Annotated in this window: 9 protein-coding genes; all 9 read left to right on the top strand. The window is 40.2% G+C overall.

Annotated elements, in window-relative coordinates:
- Positions 1–94: 94 nt before the first annotated feature.
- The 9 genes from yidC (at position 95) to wbaP (ending at position 16,548) form a co-directional block, all read left to right on the top strand.
- Positions 95–2,887: a YidC/Oxa1 family membrane protein insertase gene (gene yidC, locus Q0Q74_RS07540; protein WP_294429737.1), complete on the top strand. Its 2,793-nt coding sequence runs from the start codon at positions 95–97 to the stop codon at positions 2,885–2,887.
- Position 2,888: 1 nt separating this feature from the next.
- On the top strand, positions 2,889–5,600 hold the full coding sequence (locus Q0Q74_RS07535; protein WP_294429736.1) for a YidC/Oxa1 family membrane protein insertase: 2,712 nt from the start codon (positions 2,889–2,891) through the stop codon (positions 5,598–5,600).
- 5 nt (positions 5,601–5,605) lie between these two features.
- Positions 5,606–8,332 (top strand): YidC/Oxa1 family membrane protein insertase, encoded by a 2,727-nt coding sequence (locus tag Q0Q74_RS07530; protein ID WP_294429735.1) that lies wholly within the window; start codon positions 5,606–5,608, stop codon positions 8,330–8,332.
- Positions 8,333–8,404: 72 nt separating this feature from the next.
- Positions 8,405–10,396: an aminotransferase class I/II-fold pyridoxal phosphate-dependent enzyme gene (locus Q0Q74_RS07525; RefSeq protein WP_294429734.1), complete on the top strand. Its 1,992-nt coding sequence runs from the start codon at positions 8,405–8,407 to the stop codon at positions 10,394–10,396.
- 78 nt (positions 10,397–10,474) lie between these two features.
- On the top strand, positions 10,475–11,719 hold the full coding sequence (locus tag Q0Q74_RS07520; protein WP_294429733.1) for a CDP-glycerol glycerophosphotransferase family protein: 1,245 nt from the start codon (positions 10,475–10,477) through the stop codon (positions 11,717–11,719).
- 13 nt (positions 11,720–11,732) lie between these two features.
- Positions 11,733–12,821 (top strand): glycosyltransferase family 1 protein, encoded by a 1,089-nt coding sequence (locus Q0Q74_RS07515; protein WP_294429732.1) that lies wholly within the window; start codon positions 11,733–11,735, stop codon positions 12,819–12,821.
- Positions 12,818–13,954, top strand: a complete 1,137-nt coding sequence (locus tag Q0Q74_RS07510; protein WP_294429730.1) for a glycosyltransferase — start codon at positions 12,818–12,820, stop codon at positions 13,952–13,954. Before Q0Q74_RS07515 ends, Q0Q74_RS07510 begins: the two co-directional genes overlap by 4 nt.
- 16 nt (positions 13,955–13,970) lie before the next feature.
- Positions 13,971–15,062, top strand: coding sequence for a glycosyltransferase family 1 protein (locus tag Q0Q74_RS07505; RefSeq protein ID WP_294429729.1), 1,092 nt, complete (start codon positions 13,971–13,973; stop codon positions 15,060–15,062).
- Positions 15,063–15,123: 61 nt separating this feature from the next.
- Entirely contained in the window at positions 15,124–16,548 is a 1,425-nt protein-coding gene (gene wbaP, locus Q0Q74_RS07500) for an undecaprenyl-phosphate galactose phosphotransferase WbaP (protein WP_294429728.1), read from the top strand.
- The last annotated feature ends 65 nt before the right edge of the window (positions 16,549–16,613 follow it).

Here is a 16,613-nt window from a genome sequence, read left to right as displayed (position 1 = left end):
ATATCATTTTTATTTTTGAGATACAATTAGATTTTTCGACTCTAACAAAGAAATGTAATTGTACAATTATTTAATTTTGATTAGACTAAAATACATGGTATCAGCATTATACAACCTGATTATATTTCCGATTTCACAACTTTTGGATTTTTTTTATCAGTTTATTTATGAAGCCACGGACAAGGAGCCGGTTGCTGTAATAGGCTTAAGTTTTGTAGTTACACTCTGCACGCTCCCGCTTTACATGGTTGCAGAAGAATGGCAGGAAACAGAAAGAAAAATAAGAACCCGATTGCAGCCTGGTATAGACCGCATTAAAAAGGCATTCAAGGGCGATGAACAGTACATGATTCTAAATACTTTTTACCGCCAGAATCACTACAGCCCGATTATGGCTTTGCGTTCTTCACTCAGCCTGATGATTCAGATTCCGTTTTTTCTGGCCGCATATCACTTTCTTTCAGAATTCAGCGACTTAAAGGGAATCAGTTTTTTATTCATAAAAGATTTCGGTTCGCCTGATCAGACTTTTCATATTGGCTCTTTTGCAATCAACATTCTTCCAATTGCAATGACATTAATCAACTGTGTGTCAGGCTTTATTTACTCACGGGGGCATGAACTTCGTGAGAAAGTTCAGATTTATGTATTCGCTGCAGTTTTTCTGGTAGTACTGTACAATTCGCCGGCTGGGCTAGTCGTCTACTGGACAATGAACAATATTCTTTCACTCGTAAAAAATATCTTTTACAAAATCAAGAATCCCAAAAAAGTTCTATACATTATTCTCTGCACATTCGCAGTTTTCTGTATTTTTCTTCCATTCACTCTACTATCACAACAAAAATCTGCATTCAGAATGGCAGTTTTATTTCTTGGGGTTATTTTACCGATAATTCCTTTCGCCTTTAAGTATTGCGCAGTTTTTCTCGACAGGCACTTTATAATTCTTGACGAAAACAAAAATCTTCGCTGCATTATTTTCTTCTCTTCGGTTATTGCGCTCACAATTCTTGCGGGGCTTTCCATTCCTTCAACAATCATAGAAAGCGAACCGAACAATTATTGCTATGTAGACAGCTATCATTCACCTTTCGTCTTCATGACATCCAGTTTTTTCCAAAGTGCAGGAATTTTTCTGCTTTGGTGCGGTGCGATTTACGGTCTTTTTTCAGCACGCATAAAAAAACTTCTGGTCCTAGCCTTTTCGACTTTTGCTTTTATCGCACCAATAAATACCTTTGTGTTTGGCGGCAAATACGGTCCAGTCGAGCCATGGCTTGAGTTTATGCAGCCGCAGGAATTTATTCCGTCAATGCAAAGTTTTATTTTAAACACAGTCATTGTTATTGCAGTTTTTTTAACGATTCTTTTTCTCATTTCAAAGTATCCTTCAGTAATCAAATCGCTTCTTGTCATTCTGCTACTATCTTTAACGGCAATTTCTGCAAAAAACTCATATATAATTCAAAGAGAATACTCAAACATGCCGGTTCCATCATATAACAATGATTTGGAGCCTATTTTTCATCTGTCAAAAGCAGAACAGAATGTGATTGTAATCATGCAGGACAGATGCTTTTCACCTTTCATACCTGCAGTTCTTGACGAGCTTCCAGATTCACGCGAGAAATTCGATGGTTTCACCTACTATCCGAACACTATCTCAATGGGTAAGCTCACAATGATTGGCACCCCAGGGCTTTTTGGCGGGTATGACTACACACCATATCGAATGAACCAGCGCGCAGATGAAGAGCCGGAAAAAACACTACAGGACAAACACAGCGAAGCCATGATGACTCTTCCATTGCTTTTTACAGAACATGGATACAGAGCAGAAGTCGCAAATCTTCCTTACGAAAACTATCTTGAACAGCCAGAAAGCAATATGTACTTCAACAACCCAAATCTGCAGAAGCATGGAATTGAACTTGAAGAAAGAATTGACATCAACAGCATTTCATATATTGCAAAGTACAAGGGACACGAAGCTATCCGCCACAATAAAGTTCTTGGAACTTTCACGAACTACTGGTATGCGCAGCACGGAATGGAAAAAGAACCTTATATAAGTTCTCAGATTTTCAGGAATTTCGTATGGTTCTCTCTATTCAAAATGGTTTCACCGATTCTCCGTGGTGCAGTATATCATCGTGATTACTGGATGGCATACAACAAATGGGATAACAGTGCAAGATTCGTAGACAACTATTCTGTAATCGACTACCTTCCTGAACTTACGCAAATTGATGATGGCAAGGGAACCCTCATTCTGCTGGACAATGAGGCAACTCATGAGCCGACACTTTTACAGGCACCGGAATATGATTTCAGAAAAACAAAGGACATAACAAATCCAGGAAACAGTTTCCTTAAGCACAATCCTGAATTCAGCACGATGTGCGGAATCTTCAGCCGCTACTTCGATTTTTTTGAATACCTCAAAGCAAACGACTGTTACGACAACACAAGAATCATCATCGTATCAGATCATGGTATGTCTAATGACTTGGGTGGAGAAGCAAAAAAAACAATTACCGATTTGCAGGGAACAAGTACACCGTTCCCCAAAAGCCTTTTCGTTGCAACGCTTATCGTCAAGGATTTCAACTCACATGGAAGCATTAAAACAGATTACACCTATATGACAAATGCGGATACTCCTCATCTTGCCGCAAAAGATTTAATCGAAAATGCACGCCATCCTTTCACAGGAAAACCGCTCGAAGTTGAAGATAAGAACGCTTATTCAATTCTGAACACAGCCCGCGCTCAAAGCACCAGAATCCGCAAAGAAAAAGCCTTCAATGTGAAACCTGAAGAATGGTACGCTGTTAAAAATAATATATATATAGATGAAAACTGGAGCAAATTAAACAAATAAAATGCCGATTACAACAATTCTTTACAATATTATTCTCTCACCGATTACACAGATTATAGAAATTTCTTACCGTGTTTTTGACAAAATGTTCGGAAACACAGGAATTGCAGTTCTGGGTGTCAGTCTCACGGTCACACTTTTATGTCTTCCACTTTACATTGTTGCAGAAGGCTGGCAGGAAACAGAACGCGATATCCAGTTCAAAATGAAAAACGGCATTGACCGCATAAAGAATGCCTTCAAAGGTGATGAGCAGTACATGATTCTGAACACCTATTACCGTCAGAATCATTACCATCCGATTATGGCATTGCGTTCAAGTTTCGGAATTCTCATTCAAATTCCTTTCTTTCTTGCCGCATACCATACTCTTTCTTCCCTTCCAGATTTAATGGGGCAGCATTTCTTTTTTATCCGGGATATGGGAAAACCCGATGCAATTTTTTCAATCGGCTCATTCAATGTGAACATCCTTCCAATCGCAATGACGGCGATTAACTGCATTTCAGGTGCAATTTACTCAAAGGGACACGGTCTCCGCGAAAAGATTCAGATTTACGGAATGGCAGCTCTTTTCCTTGTTGTTCTTTATGATTCTCCTGCAGGACTTGTTCTTTACTGGACTATGAACAATGTTTTCTCCCTCGTAAAGAATGTTTTCTACAAGATGAAAAATCCTGTGAAAGTCCTTTATTTCTGCATGGTCGCTGCAGTCTGCAGCATTGCTTTCTATATTCTTTTCCTTTATGACGGCGGAGCCAACCTCAAAAAGCGAATGGCCGCAGTATTATTCCTTCTGGCTTTGATTCCGATTCCTTTATATGTCAGACTTTTTAACTATCTTGCACAAAATACCCTCAAAGCTCTTTTCGATGACAAAAAGGCTCGTTTTCTTCTATTTATCTTCTGTGCATCTGGTCTTTGTATTCTGAACGGCCTCGTACTTCCGAGTGAGCTGATTTCAAGCTCGGTGCAGGAATTTTCAAATATCGAAAGCTACACTAATCCGACCTCTTTCCTTCACTCTTCATTCTGGATGAGTTTCGGTCTCATGATTTTCTGGCCAACATGTATCTTCTTTTTATTCAAAGAAAAGATACAAACTTTATCTGCATGGCTTTTCGCTGCATTTTTTATCGGTGCAATCTTTAACGCCTACATTTTCTCAGGCAATTATGGCTCAATGGATGTTACGCTTAAATTTATTGACGGTATTTCAAATTCATCTAAAATCTTCATTCTGCTTAATATTTTCGTCACGATTTTTGTACTCATTCTTTCAGCCGCTTTAATTCGATTCCGCTTTCAGAAGATTCTCACGAATCTCTGTCTTGTCGCAGCCTCGGTCTTCATCATCTTGTCTGTAATCAACACAAAAAAAATCTCAAATGAATACAGAATTTTTGCAGAATCACACACAGGCGATGATGCGCAGAGCATAAAATTTTCTCTTTCAAAGACGCAGCCGAATGTTGTGATTTTTATGCTTGACCGTTTTGAATCCGCCTATGTTGAAAAAATTCTTACCGATCAGAAAGGTCTTTCAGAAAAGCTTGACGGCTTCACTTTCTACCCTAACTGCCTCAGTTTCAACGGCCACACTCTCATGGGATCCCCTGCCCTTTACGGCGGATTTGACTACACTCCTTATGAGATGAACAAGCGCAAAGAGCTTACCCTTAAAGAAAAACACAATCAGGCTTTGACCGTGCTTCCAAAAATCCTTTCAGAAAAAGATTTTGTTTCAACAGTTTCTGATCTTTCTTGGGCAAATTACAGCTATATCGCCGACATGGAAGGATACAAACGCTTTACTCTCAAAAAAAATCCTGAACTCAACGGAAAATTAAATACATTTTCTCTTCTCGGCCGATATTCCGGTGACTTCAAAAAAGAAACCCTCAAACCAGGCTATGAAAAAGCATCTCTTTCACATGTTCTGCTCAGGAATCTTTTCTGGGTAAGTCTTTTCCGTGAGGTTCCAGCCGTTTTAAGACCCGTTGTTTACTACAAGGGAACCTGGTGGGAAAACGGCATTAAAGAAAGTTCCAGCGACTTTGCTAACTGGTATTCAATCCTCTATTATCTCCCAGAAATTACGGACACGAATTCTGAAAAACCAACTCTTTCAATCCTCACAAACGAATGTACCCATTCAAACGAAGACATCTCAATGTATGCCATCGAACCAGAATATCCATATTCATTAAACGATGGTGCTTACAAAATTGACACAGTATCACTAATTCAAGTTGCCAGATTTGCAGATTATCTTCGGGAACAGGGAATTTATGACAATACAAGAATCATCATAGTCTCTGACCACGGAATCGGCGGAAGAAATTTTCTGTATAAAACAGCTGATTTTGAAGGATACTCAAAAGACCACCTGAACTGCGTTCTGCTCGTAAAAGATTTTAACGCACATACAGACGAAAAAATCGAAGTCAACAATAGATTTATGACAAACGCTGATGTTCCTTCACTTGCACTCAAAGGTCTTGTTGAAAATCCGGTCAACCCCTTTACAGGCAATCCAATCAACGAAGGCTATAAAGAAAACGGAGTTATTGTCACAAAAGGTGATGTTTTCATGCCTTATCATTCAAAGAGCGAATATGAGTTTACTCTCAAAGATGATGAATGGATTCATATAAAAGACAATATTTTTGTTGATGAAAACTGGCAGAAGTTCAAAGCCCAGAAGGATTAGGTTAAATGAATTTTCTTTACACGCTGATAATTTACCCTCTCTACACGATTATCGAAATCGCATACACTCTCGTTGATAAAATCACTCACAACGAGGGCATTTCCGTTATCGGGGTAAGTATTGCAATTACCCTTCTGTGTCTTCCTCTTTATGCAGTAGCAGAACACTGGCAGGAAGTTGAGCGCGACAAGCAAAACAAGATGAAAGCGGGCTTAGGCCGAATCAAAAAGGCATTTTCTGGCGATGAACGCTACATGATGACCACGACATTCTACAAACAGCATCATTACAGTCCGATTATGGGATTGCGCTCTTCCTTCGGTCTTTTGATTCAGATTCCCTTTTTCCTTGCGGCTTATTCTTACCTTTCACACCTCACGGATTTACAGGGAGAATCTTTCCTTTTTATCCGTGACATGGGAAGTCCAGACTCACTTTTTTCAATCGGCTCTTTTAAGGTAAATGTCCTTCCGATTGCAATGACCTTAATCAACTGCATTTCAGGCCTCATCTACTCGCGCGGACACGGAATCCGTGAAAAGGTTCAGATTTTCGGTATGGCGGCGATTTTCCTTGTAGTCCTTTACAATTCGCCGGCAGGTTTAGTCCTCTACTGGACATTCAACAATATTTTCTCCCTTGTAAAGAATGTGTTCTACAAGCTCAAAAATCCGCTCAAATCCTTCTGGATTTTCAGCTGTGCGGTGTGCATCCCGGTTCTCATTTACATTCTCTTCTTTTTTGACACAAAGACAGCCTACAAAGCGATTATCGTTTCGGCAGTCCTTCTTGTTTACCTGATTCCCTTCATTTTGACGGCAGTGAAGTTCCTTTTCCATAAATTCCTCACGCCGCTTTTTGAACATAACAAAACCCGTACCACTATTTACCTTCTTTCTTGCATACTGCTTTTTATTCTTTCAGGGCTTACACTTCCAGCATCCCTTATTTCTTCATCTCCGATTGAATTTTCCGGGATCGGTTCAAATCCGGAGCCTTTAAGATTCTTAATTATCACACTCATGCAGGCATCGGGCTTCTTTCTTTTTTGGCCAGTGTGCGTGTACTTTCTTTTCAATAAAAAAGTTCAGACTGTGCTTTCAGTTTTCATGGCCTTTTTATCCATTTCAGCACTGCTTAATTCTTTTGTCTTTATGCTGAATTACGGAGATGTTTCGGCAACCCTCACTTTCCTGAATTCAGTTGATTTCAGGTCAGGCTCGGCTGTTTCTATTTTAAATCTTTTTGTTATCGCAGCGTTTTTTGTATTTACCGCACTCACTATCGCCCGCCTCGACGGAAAGATTTTCACATATTCATTCGCGATAATCTGTTTTGCGATGCTTGCACTTGCAGTAACAAATATCAATACAATCAAAAAAGAATACAAGGCCTTTGTCGCAAGCGGAAGCCTTAATGAAGTCGAAATAGAGCCAATTTTTCATCTTTCAAACAAAGCAAAAAATGTAGTTGTTTTTATGCTTGATCGTTCGGAAAGCCAATATATAGAAGAAATGTTCAAAGAATCCAGCGATTTCAAAGATATTTTCACAGGATTTACTTTCTATCCGAACACAGTTTCTTTCAATGGACATACTTTCATGGGCGCGCCACTTGTCTACGGCGGATATGAATATTCACCACTAGAAATGAACAGAAGAAACGATGAACTCCTGTACAAAAAGACAAACGAAGCCCTTCTCATGTTGCCGAGAATCTTTACAGAACAGGCGAATTTCCGTGCCGTAATCACGGATCCGTCATGGTCAAACTATTCTGCCTATGCAGATTTGACGATAACAGAACCTTATAAAAAAATCGACGGCTATCAGACCATCGGGAAATACTCAACTGCATGGTACAAAACCCATTCAGGAGCAGACAATCTTGATAATACAGATGATATCTTAAAAAGAAACCTGTTCTTCTTCAGCATTTTCCGTGAAAGTCCCGTAATTCTACGCGAAGTAATTTACATGAAGGGCAAATATTGGAATTCAAACGGTGATGTTACTTCATACACGAATGTAATCAACAATCTTGCCCCACTCGACTTTCTTTGTGAACTCACGGATTTTTCTGATTCAGAAGAAGGAAGCTATGTCTGCATGGTTAACGAACTTACGCACTCAAGCGTTTACATGCAGGCTCCAGACTATGTGCCGGTTCAAAATGTAAGCGATTTCGGAACTTCGCGTTTTTCAGAAGAAGAAGCATATCACACAAACATGGCGGCAATGAAACGGCTTGCAAAATGGATTTCTTACCTCAAGGATCACGGTGTTTATGACAATACAAGAATCATTCTTGTTGCAGATCATGGACGGGCAACTTACGAGGACTGCCTTGAAAAAGACGACGAACTTGATGAAAAGATTGCTGGTGACCGCTATAAAGGCAGGGGGCATTTTCATCCGCTACTGATGATGAAAGACTTTGAAGCAGAAGGCACCTTAAAAGAAGACATGACATTCATGACTAATGGAGATGTGCCCTCACTTGCACTTAGAGGAATCGTTAAAAATCCAGTAAACCCCTTCACAAACAAAGCCCTTCCGCTCGATACAAACGAAATCAAAAAAGACGGGGTTGTAGTTACATCAAGTGATGTTCATCAGGCCTGGCTTTACAAGGACTGGTACACCTACAAAATCCGCGATGACCAGTGGTGGCGTGTAAAAGACAGCATTTTTAAAGCTTCAAGCTGGAAGCGTGAAAATATAAAAGATTGAAATATATAGCAATTCGTATTACAATATTTGCTAATACTTCTTTCCGAATTATTACCAAGAACAGGAGATTTTATGACAGAACAAGAATTTGATTATCTTATGGCTGTCCGACGCAAGGAAGACACAAGTTTATTCAACAAGGACACAGTTCTCAGCTGTACAAAGGCAGGCTGGGTAAAAAATAACAAAGTCACAGATGATGGTATGGCAGCCCTCGCTCCATACAAAGTTGACAATGCAATCATCATGGCAGCGGGCCGAAGCCGAAGGTGTATGCCGCTTTCAAACTACCTTCCAAAAGGTTTGTTTGAGATTAAGGGCGACACAATGGTTGAACGACAGATTAAGCAGCTCCACGATGCAGGAATCAAGGAAATCGTACTTGTAGTCGGCTACCTCAAAGAGCGCTACTACGAAATGGCAAAAAAATACCCTGAGCTTATCGTAATCGACAACACCGAATGGGAAGAAAAAAACAATATGTCTTCCCTCTACGCGGCAAAAGACTACATCAAAGCAAGTTACATCTGCTGTTCTGACAACTGGTTCGCTCACAACGTTTACCGGGATTATGTTTACGACTCATACTACGGCTGTCTTTACTCAGACGAATTCTGTAACGAATACTGCGTAAAGGGATTGGATGACCGCGGCTACATGACAGAAGTCAAAAAAGGCGGTGAAAAAGCATGGTACACAATCGGTGAAGCTTTCTTCTCAAAATCATTCTCAGAGAAATTCGTCGATTTGATGGTAAAAGAATACTACGACCCAGAAATGAAATACATGCTCTGGGACGACTTCCAGATCAAGCACATCACTGAGCTTCTGATGAAAATCAAACGCTATGACGACAATGAGTGCAAAGAATTCGATACAACAGACGACATTCTTCAGTTCTATCCAAATTTCAAAGAATTCATCGAGCAGTTCTTCCAGGAAGACGAGCTCATCAATTCCACACAGCGAATCAGCTATCTTTCAAACTACGGCGAGACAAAACAGTATTCTGTAGTCGCAACTGAGCAGCTAACAGGCCGAATGCATGTAAACGAAAACTTGTTCGGACCAAGCCCAAAATGTCTTGAAGTTCTTCACAACGCAACGATGGAAGACTTGTATCTTTACGACTTGACCCGTGAGGATGATCTGGCTGTTGAAGTCTCAAAAGTTACTGAAATTCCAACAGACTCAATTTTCATTCATTCAGGCTCTTCTGATGTCATCAAGACAATCATGACAATCGTTCTCAACAAGGACGACACTGTTCTTATTTCTTCTCCTGCATGGAACTACTACAAATCAGTCTGTGAGCTTCGCCATGCCAAAGCCGCTTACTACAATGTAGTTCCGGGCAAAGACTCTTATGAATTCGATATGAAGAGCCTTATGTCAGAGGCAAAAAAGACCAAACCACGCATCATCGTAATCACAACACCACACAACCCGACTGGCGCCGTAATCAGCAGAAACGACTTGGAGAAGGTCATCAAAGAGAATCCGACTTCCCTCGTAATCGTTGACGAAGCATATCTCGGACTTTCAACAGTCACTTACGATGCAAAATATTTGCTCAACTCATACAACAATGTCGTATTCTGCCGTACCTTCTCAAAACTCTACGGTCTTGCAGGAATCCGCATGGGCTTCGGCTTGTGTACTCCAATGGCAAAACAGGTTTTCAAGCTCGACTTGAACCCGTTCCGAGTATCGAACATCGGCCGCAAAGTCTGTATCGCTGCCCTTCGCGACAAAGAGTATTACTCAAACCTCACAAAAACAATCATCAAGCTCAAGGACGACTTCATCTCTGAAATCAACAAGATTAAGGGAATCAAAGCCTACAAGTCTGCCGCAAACTTCATCTTTATCCGCTTCAATGAGAATTTGGGCGAGAACGACAAAGAAATCGATGTTCAATCCCTCAAAGACTATCTCGCACAAAACGGCTACCTCACACGCCTCTGGACAGAAGGAAGCCATCTTTCAATGCGAATCACTGTCGCTCCACAGGCTGACATGGACAAAGTTCTCGAACTTATCAAGGAATTTGTGAACAAATAAAAACGCGGTGGTTGAGCCTAATCGAAACCACTATCAAAGCAAGGTCATTTCGACAGGCTCAATGACCGCAATACAATTATGATTTTACCTTTGTATATCGATCCTGGCACAGGTTCGATGCTCTTTTCTATTTTGATTGGTGCAGCTGCAACGCTCTTTTTCCTGGCTAAGGCACTTTGGCTCAAACTAAAGCTTGTTTTTGCCGGAAAAAAAGGTGTTCAGGAAGACAAGTCCTACAAAAAATATGTAATTTACTGCGAAGACAAGCGTTATTTTACGGTTTTTCTTCCAGTAGCCGAAGAATTTGAAAAACGCGGTATTGACCTTACCTATTACACAGGAACAGAAGATGACCCTATTTATGAAAAAGGCTTTTCTTTTGTAAAACCTGAATGTATCGGTACAGGAAATGTTGCCTACGCAAAGCTCAACATGCTCAGCGCCGGAATCGTCTTAATGACAACACCGGGCTTGCAGGTCTATCAGCTCAAACGAAGCAAGAATGTAAAGCATTACAGCCATATCTTCCATTCTTGTACTGACTCAACAATGTACCGCCTTTTCGGTCTCGATTACTTTGATTCAGTTTTGATGACCGGAGATTATCAGGCAGATGACATTCGACTGCTTGAAAAACAGCGCGAACTTCCTGCAAAGGAACTTGTAACTGTCGGCTGTACATATCTTGATGTGCTCAAAGAAAAAATGGCTTCAATCCCTGCCGAAGAAAATCATGAATTCACTGTTCTTGTCTCTCCTTCATGGGGAAAAAGTGCATTGCTCGGTCTTTACGGCGAAAAGCTGCTTGACCCGCTCGTAAAAAGTGGCATGAAGATTATCGTTCGCCCTCATCCGCAGAGCCGCATTTCAGAAAAAGAAATGCTCGACCGTCTTCAGGAACGATACAAAGATGCGGCAAACCTTTCATGGGATAATGAACGGGATAATATCTACTCACTTAAAAAGGCCGATATCATGATTTCTGACTTCTCAGGAATCGTCTATGACTACACCTTCTTATGCGACAAGCCGGTAATGTACGCAAATGCCGAGATGGATTTGCTTCCGTACGACATCTACGATACAGGTCATGAACCATGGGCAGTCACGACGCTGCAGAAAATCGGAATTCCAATCAAGGAAGAAGATTTTGCAAATATTGCCGAAGTCATAAAAAATGCCAGCGACAGTCCAGAACTTGCAAAATTGCGTGCCCACTACAAGGCAGAAGCATGGCAGCACATCGGTGAAGCAGGTAAGCTCACAGCCGATTACATGATTTCCACAATGGACAAGATTGAAAAATCTGCAGTGCTAAATTAAAGGAAAACAGCACATGTCAAACAAAATCCTAATCAACGGAAATTTTCTCTGCCGTAATCTAACTGGTATTGAACGGTTCGCCTTTGAGATTTGCCGTCAGCTGGATTCTATTCTTGCAAAAAAACAAAATTCGTCTGTCGAATACGCAATTCTAGTTCCAGCTAACGCAAAATCGATTCCTGTATTCAACAATATCAAAATTATCCATGGCAAACTACTTAAAAGTTTTCCACGATGGGATTTATTCTATTTTTCAAAAATGTGCAAAAAGCACAAGGCGACCGGGCTGAATTTTTCGAACACAGCCCCGCTCTCACGCAAGTGCGGCTACGCTTTTCTGCATGACATTTACGCAAAAGATTTTCCAGAAGATTTTACTTCCAAAAAAGACAAATTGATTCGTCTCTACAGCTGCATTAACTACAGAAATATTGCGAAAAATGCAAAAAAAGTGCTCACAGTCTCAAACTTTTCCAAAAATCAGATTCAAAAGGCATACAAAGTCGATGATTCAAGAATTTCGGTTATTCCAAACGGCTGGGATCACTTTCTCAACATAGCAGAAGATAACGAAATTTTCAAAAGATTTCCGCGCCTTTCAGAACAGGAATTTTTCTTTACACTCGGAAGCCTTCAAAAACGCAAAAATCTTAAATGGATTGCACAATACGCAAAAAAGCATCCGGAGCAGACTTTCGCAATTTCCGGTAAGGTCATCGGAGGAATGCATTCACCCGAAATCGAGGAACTTTCAACACTCAAAAATGTACTTCTCCTTGGCTATGTAAGTGACGGTGAGGTCAAGTCGCTGATGAAAAAATGCCTTGCCTTCATTTTCCCGTCTTACTATGAAGGATTCGGAATTCCTCCGCTTGAAGCGCTTTCTGTTGGTGCAAAAATAATTGTCGCAAAAAGCGCCAGTCTCCCCGAAATTTACGGAAACGCCGCAATTTACATCGACCCAAAAGACACGGATTGCAATCTTCAAGAACTTTTAGGCAAACAGATTTCTGAAGAAGAAAAAAATCTAATTTTAGACAAATTCACCTATCAAAATTCAGCAAATATGTTATATAATCTTCTTGAGGAGGCTGAATCATGAAAAGAGTTGCGATTGTACATGACTGGCTGGTTAATTATGGCGGTGCAGAACGCGTCGTTGAAGAACTTCTCAAAATCTACCCGGAAGCAGAAATTTTTACGCTTGTTTATGATGAAAAAAAGATGGGAAAAATTTTTCCAAAAGAGAAAGTTCATACATCTTTCATGCAGAAATGGCCTTTTTCTACAAAGTTGTACACAAAATTTCTTTCTTTCATGCCAAAAGCATTCGAATCCTTCGACCTTTCATATTACAAGCTGGTAATCTGCTCATCATCCAGCTGTGCAAAAGGGGTAATCACCTCACCACTCACCCCGCATGTCGCATACATTCACACACCAATGCGTTATGCCTGGGACAAATACTTTGACTATAAAACCAGAAGCGGCAGAATAACTCAATTTTTCATGGATAAATGGATGCCAAAAATCCGACTTTGGGATTACATTTCAAGTCAGAGAGTTGACACACTGATTGCGAACTCAAACTACATCTCAAGACGAATAAAAAAATACTGGAACCGTGAGTCAACTGTCATTTATCCGCCAGTTAACACAGACAAACTGTTTCCAAACTACAAACCTCATGAAGATTTCTTTGTCGTTTTCAGCCGTTTTGTCCCATATAAGAGAATTGATTTGGCAATTCAGGCCTGTGGAAACCTCAAAAAGAATCTTGTCGTAATCGGAAGCGGAAGTCAGGAAAAATCACTCAAAAAGCTGGCCTCAAGCTACAAGGATTCAAAAATCACTTTCACAGGAAGAATTTCGGACAAAGAGGTCATGGACTATCTTCAGAGATGCCGTGCATTAATTTTCTGTGCAGAAGAAGATTTCGGAATCATACCTGTTGAAGCTCAGTGTTGCGGTCGCCCGGTAATCGCGTTTGGCAAAGGCGGTGCTCTGGAAACCGTAATCAATGGCAAAACAGGAACTTTCTTCAGCCATGCCACAGTAGATTCAGTTGAGCGTGCGATAAACCGTTTTGAGGAACTTGAAAAAGACGGTGCTTTCGACACAAATTTCATTTATCAGCATGCAAAAAAATTCTCTGCAGAAAGATTTGCACGCGAAATAAAAGAATGTATCGATAACACACTCATCAAGCTTGACGAAGAAACAAGCCAAAACTAAACGCAAGGATTTTTTCATGCTTAGAATCGCAATTGACTGCAGAATGATTGGCTCAGGCGGAATCGGTTCATTTATTTCAGAACTGATTCCATGTTTTCTCAAAGACAATGAGTGCCTTTTAATCGGTACTCACGAACAGTGCTCCCCATTTTTAAGGCTGCAAAATGTTGAATTCTGTTTTTGTGATATAAAGCCTTTTTCTTTTAAAGAGTCATTTAATTTTCCTTTAGAGGTTCTCGAAAAAATCAACAATTGCGAAGCATATTTCACCCCCTACTGCAACATTCCATCAGGAATCACAATACCAATTTTTTCTACAATTCATGATGTTGTATTCCTTGATGTAAAAGAATTGACCGGATTTTTCGGCCGATTCATACGAAAGATGTTCTACAAAAGAGCAGTCAATTATTCCGAAGCAGTTTTCACGGTATCAAACTTTTCAAAAGAAAGGATTCAAAAGCATCTCAATTGTAAAAAGCCTCTCAAGGTTATCTACAATGCAGCCCCTTCATACCTTAAAGAGCCATTTGATACTTTGCCTAAAAAAGAAGATAAAATTCTCTTCGTCGGCAACATAAAAAAACACAAAGGCTTAAAGTCTCTTCTAGAAGCCTTTGAACTTGCCCGCAAAAAAGATTCAAATTTCAAGTCTAAGCTGGTAATTGTCGGTAATTTCGAAAATTTCCGCACTGGAGACAAAGAAATCGTTGAAAAATTGCAAAAACTTTCGTCATCAGCTTCCTGCATCGAATTCACAGGTAAAATCTCAAATAATGAACTAAAATATCTTTATGCAGAATCAAAACTTCTGGTTCAGCCGTCACTTTACGAAGGATTTGGAATTCCGCCGCTTGAAGCCATGACAGTCGGCACTCAGGCCTTGATTTCAGACATTCCGGTCTTTAAGGAAATTTACGGAAACCTGCCGGTTACATTTTTCAGGGCGGGTGATTCAGAAGATCTCGCAAACAAACTTCTGGAGTCAATCAAAGCAGAATCAAAACCAATAAACCTGTCTGTTGTTGAAGAGCTGTACTCTTATGAACGCTCTGCAAACATTATCCTCGAAAGCATGGCAGAACTTATTCCTCTTTTCAAAAAATAACATTTCTAGTGACTTTTTTCATTATATTGTGTAGAATTACATTAGCACTTTTGAGAAACATATGACAAACGAAGAATACAAAAAATATTTTAAGAAAAATTTCTGGCGTACGAGTTCATTCACCTCCGGGGCGGCCCTTATGCTGGTCGATTGTATCGGGGTAATGCTCTGTATCGGAACAAGTTTTTTCATCATAAATTTTATCAACCACTCTTGGATTAATTTCAGGTCCTTTGTCACTTATTGGATTTATCTGCCACCAATGATGGTTGTTTTTTATGCGGCAGGCCTTTATCCAGGGCTTGTTCATCCGCCAGCAGACGAAGTAAAAAAACTTGGAATCTGTTCATTTTTCGTATTTGTAGGAATCGCACTTTCAATCACAGTCGAAGAAGTTGATGACAAATGGCCGATTGTCGTTGCTATGCTTTGTGCAACACCAATAGCGCTTATAATCCTCCCTACTGGCAGAGAATTCGCCCGAACAATTTTCTCAAAACAAAAATGGTTCGGGGTTCCGGCTGTAATGTATGTATGCGGAAATTCCGGGGATGTAATTATTGAACGTCTCATAAAAAGACCTGATTTGGGATACAAACCTGGAATGATTATAGACAGCAGGGCTTTTATTCCTGGTGAAAAACTAGGCATTCCGGTCTATCCGCCATCACCAGATACATTTGAATTCATAAAGTCATTAGGAATCAAAGTAGCCATTCTTTGTGATTATGACAGGGACACGACCTACATCAATTCCTATTACCGATACACAATTCAAATACCGAAAATCAACGATGTCTCAACGATTTCGACAAATGTACGTGATTTTGGAGGTATTCTTGGTTTTTCATCAACACATAACCTTACAAAACCGATAAGTCTTTTCTGGAAGCGCGTAATTGACCTGTTCCTTCTTTTAATTTCCTCGCCTCTTACGCTCCCGCTTGTCCTTTTTGTATCTCTTGCAATAAAAATCTCCTCTCCGGGGCCGGTTTTCTATGGCCACAAGCGAATTGGTAAAAATGGAAAGGAATTCAAATGCTGGAAATTCCGCTCAATGGTTATTGATGCCGACAAACAGCTGGAAAAGATTCTTGCAGAAAATCCTCAGATGCGCGAAGAATGGGAAAAAGACCGCAAATTTACAAACGATCCGCGCGTCACAAAAATCGGCAAAATCCTCAGAAAAACAAGCATTGATGAAATCCCGCAGTTTTTCAATGTTCTCACAGGAGAAATGAGTTTCATAGGTCCACGCCCAGTAACCCAACCAGAGCTTAAAAAATACGGCAACAAATCTGATTTTATTCTCTCTGTACAGCCTGGTCTTAGTGGAATGTGGCAGATTTCAGGCCGCAGTGATACTGGATATGAAGAGCGGGTCACTCTCGATTCTTATTACATTCAGAACTGGTCTGTATGGCTTGATATTTGGATTATCATAAAAACACTTTATGTCGTAGTCAGGGGAAAAGGTGCATATTAAAGGCATTTTTTCCACAGCATTTTTGCTTTGTTTTTTACTCCCCTTGTCCTCTGAGCGCTATCAAA

It is taken from the genome of uncultured Treponema sp., from assembly GCF_946187725.1.
Taxonomy (GTDB): Bacteria; Spirochaetota; Spirochaetia; order Treponematales; family Treponemataceae; genus Treponema_D.
The sequence above is the reverse complement of the archived record's forward strand: the minus strand, read 5'-3'. Positions and strand labels throughout refer to the sequence as shown.

Bases quoted from the DNA above. Each gene is read 5' to 3' on its own strand.
- Q0Q74_RS07505 (WP_294429729.1), top strand. From the start codon at position 13,971: ATGCTTAGAATCGCAATTGACTGCAGAATGATTGGCTCAGGCGGAATC.
- Q0Q74_RS07535 (WP_294429736.1), top strand. From the start codon at position 2,889: ATGCCGATTACAACAATTCTTTACAATATTATTCTCTCACCGATTACA.
- wbaP (WP_294429728.1), top strand. From the start codon at position 15,124: ATGACAAACGAAGAATACAAAAAATATTTTAAGAAAAATTTCTGGCGT.
- Q0Q74_RS07520 (WP_294429733.1), top strand. From the start codon at position 10,475: ATGATTTTACCTTTGTATATCGATCCTGGCACAGGTTCGATGCTCTTT.
- yidC (WP_294429737.1), top strand. From the start codon at position 95: ATGGTATCAGCATTATACAACCTGATTATATTTCCGATTTCACAACTT.
- Q0Q74_RS07510 (WP_294429730.1), top strand. From the start codon at position 12,818: ATGAAAAGAGTTGCGATTGTACATGACTGGCTGGTTAATTATGGCGGT.
- Q0Q74_RS07515 (WP_294429732.1), top strand. From the start codon at position 11,733: ATGTCAAACAAAATCCTAATCAACGGAAATTTTCTCTGCCGTAATCTA.
- Q0Q74_RS07525 (WP_294429734.1), top strand. From the start codon at position 8,405: ATGACAGAACAAGAATTTGATTATCTTATGGCTGTCCGACGCAAGGAA.
- Q0Q74_RS07530 (WP_294429735.1), top strand. From the start codon at position 5,606: ATGAATTTTCTTTACACGCTGATAATTTACCCTCTCTACACGATTATC.